The following is a 3,043-nucleotide window of genomic DNA, read 5'->3' as shown; positions in this document are numbered from 1 at the left end:
AAGCCACTAAATTTGATGTGAATAGTGTTAAAACGAAGGAATCCCGTTTCCATAAGCGGTATGTGCTGGTTGACCGTTTTGATTTTGATAAACTTAAACAGGGCGCCAGCTTAACGGATACGTATTTTACTGAAACATTGTCCCAAAGGTCTGATATGGATATTCAAAAAGACCAGTTGATTAAAGCTGAAAGCAAGGCTATGGAACTAGACATTGAGAATCGTCGTCTTCAAAAGCTAGTCGGGACGCTACAAGGAATTGTTCGGAGCGTTGACCGCTTCTTACAGCGCAAATTAGGGGTTGGTTTACCAAGTGAGTGGCTAGAACGAGCTGGACTAAAAGAACCGTCTAAAAAAGCCCCTCAGAGGCCGCAGGAGCGTTCCGAGGGACAACATGATGAATTAGATGGGCCAAGCCTTTGAATTTGGTCTATGGCTTTAATTTAACCGTTTATGAGCATTGGAGCTGTTTAATGGCCGTCAGTCAACGGTAAATCGAATTAAAGGGACTTACTGCTTTAGCAGTTAGTCCCTTTTTGAGGCTTTAAGGAGTTGATTGACTTACTAGACCAAGACACTTTTGCGCATGCAAAGAAAAGCAACCCTGCTTTTTTTGCCTGCCTCACGGCGAGTGCGGGGTGAGTTTGAGCGGGAGCTCCCGCTCATTTAGGCGGTCAAGCTGGCACAGCTTGGACTGGGTTCGGGGCGTCAGCGCCCGAGGGCTTAGAAACTGGTCGATTTTGACCAGTTTCTTCTTATCTTGATACTATTAGCAACAACTCGTTTTTTAAAATCAAGTTTGATTAGGCTTGTATCCCTTGATTTTATAGGATTTTGGTGTATTATTAGGGTTATAAATTGGTTGAAAGAAAGACAAAATAAAAACCCACGTGAAAATCTCCGATTGGTGTCCGAGCACGTGAGTTGTTTATCTTTTTCATTTGTAGCCTTTATTTTAGGTGTAAAAGCCTTTGGTGTCAAGGTTATAAGCTTATTGAAAAAGATAGTCAGCTCCTTCACGTGGATAAACTGGAGGAGCTTTTTATGTCAGAAATTTTTGAAGATAAAACTGAAAATGGCAAAGTTAGACCTTGGCGAGAACGGAAGATTGAAAATGTTCGTTATGCTGAATATTTGTCGATTTTAGAGTTTAAACGAGCACATGATATTAAAAACTGTGGGGAAACTTTACGTTTTCGGAAAATTGGTAACCATTTGAAGCTGTATCAAACTTGGTTTTGTCACAAACGGTTATGTCCGTTGTGCAATTGGAGAAGGAGCATGAAAAATTCAAGTCAGTTAAAACAAATTATTGCTGAAACGGTTGCTAGAGAGCCTAAAGGACGATTTCTATTTTTAACTTTGACAGTTAAAAATGTTAATACATCAGAAGAATTGAAAACGTCTTTAAGGCAGCTAACTAAGGCTTTTGGTAAGTTAAGTCGATATAAACAAGTAGCTAAGAATTTATTGGGTTATTTGAGGTCGACTGAAATTACCGTTAATGAACAGGATATGTCATATAATCAACACTTGCACGTGTTGCTGTTTGTAAAATCAAGTTATTTTAAGAATTCAAATAATTATTTAGCACAAGCAGAATGGGCAAAATTATGGCAAAAAGCCCTGAAAGTTGATTATGAGCCTGTGGTGCATGTGCAGGCTGTTAAAGCTAACAAACGCAAAGGAACTGACTCTTTGCAAGCTAGTGCCGAAGAAACGGCGAAATACGAGGTAAAATCAGCTGATTATATGACGGCTGATGATGAGCGTAATTTGGTGGTGATTAAAAATTTGGAGTATGCCTTAGCTGGAACACGCCAAATCAGCTATGGTGGATTATTAAAGCAAATTAAGCAAGATTTGCAATTAGAAGATGTCGAGAATGGTGATTTAGTTCATGTTGGCGATGAAGATTACACCAAAGAGCAAATGGAAGCTGCGGAAGAAGTTGTCGCAAAATGGGATTTTAATAAACAAAATTATTTTATCTGGTAAAGCGGAAAAGAACGGAGCTAGTAGCCGTTCTTTTTTGCTTGAAAAAGCAAACGTGAGTTGAGATTATTTTGGCATAAAAAAACAGCCAAAATTTTCGATAACGAGAGCGGAATTTTTCGTCAGAAAAATAAGCGGTGGGGTCTGTCCCGCTGGCAAGGCGACCCTCGGTAGAGCCCAAACTTTACAAGGTAAAGTATATTGGGCTATACCTTACATGGAGGTTTGCCGAATTATGTGCTATGCTCTACCCAAATTTATTTGTTTGGGAATGGAGTGGTGAAATGAGTTATTTAGTGGCTAATATGCAGAAATTAAAAGCTGATAATTTAGTTGGCTTGGGTAATCATGATCAACGTCGAACGCAACATCACAAAAATACTGATATTAACGTTGACCGTTCTGGCTTAAATTATGATTTAGTTGCTGGTCGGACTAACCATTTCAAAACGGATATTGCGGCTTATATTAACGAGCATAAAACCAGTCAGCGAGCGGTCAGAAAAGATGCCGTTTTGGTTAATGAATGGATTATTTCAAGTGACAATCATTTCTTTGAGCATTTAACTGAGGCTGATACCCGCAAATATTTTGAAACGGCTAAGAACTATTTTGCTGAAAAATTTGGTGAAGAAAATATTCGCTATGCGATTGTTCATCTTGATGAGAGTACGCCACACATGCATATGGGGATTGTCCCGTTTGATGATGAGTATAAATTGTCTGCTAAGCGAGTTTTTAATCGCACAGCTTTGCGAGATATTCAAGATCAATTACCGACTTATTTGCAACAGCATGGTTTTAATGTTCAGCGTGGGGTTCAAGAATCGGAACGTAAAAGTTTGACAGTACCGGAATATAAAGCCATGCGGGAATCTATTAAGCAGGGGCAGCAAAAGTTAGCAGCGGTTGAAAATGAAACTAAGCAGCGCCAAGCGAAACTTAAGACGTATCAAGCCACTAAATTTGATGTGAATAGTGTTAAAACGAAGGAATCCCGTTTCCATAAGCGGTATGTGCTGGTTGACCGTTTTGATTTTGATAAACTT

The 3,043-nt window shown here is 39.3% G+C and carries 3 protein-coding genes; all 3 read left to right on the top strand.

Annotated elements, in window-relative coordinates; translation table 11 throughout:
• On the top strand, positions 1–422 hold a 422-nt coding region (locus tag B5D49_RS14585), incomplete at its 5' end, for a hypothetical protein (protein WP_200806810.1).
• A 621-nt stretch (positions 423–1,043) separates the two neighbouring features.
• The gene (locus B5D49_RS14575) at positions 1,044–1,997 is read left to right on the top strand and encodes a protein rep (RefSeq protein WP_057884666.1); all 954 of its coding nucleotides are present in this window, start codon (positions 1,044–1,046) and stop codon (positions 1,995–1,997) included.
• 281 nt (positions 1,998–2,278) lie between these two features.
• Positions 2,279–3,043, top strand: a 765-nt coding sequence (mobV, locus tag B5D49_RS14570; RefSeq protein ID WP_078718453.1) for a MobV family relaxase, incomplete at its 3' end; no start/stop codon positions are given.

This window comes from Paucidesulfovibrio gracilis DSM 16080, from assembly GCF_900167125.1.
Lineage (GTDB): Bacteria > Desulfobacterota > Desulfovibrionia > Desulfovibrionales > Desulfovibrionaceae > Paucidesulfovibrio > Paucidesulfovibrio gracilis.
This window is presented reverse-complemented; position numbering and strand designations above follow the sequence as displayed.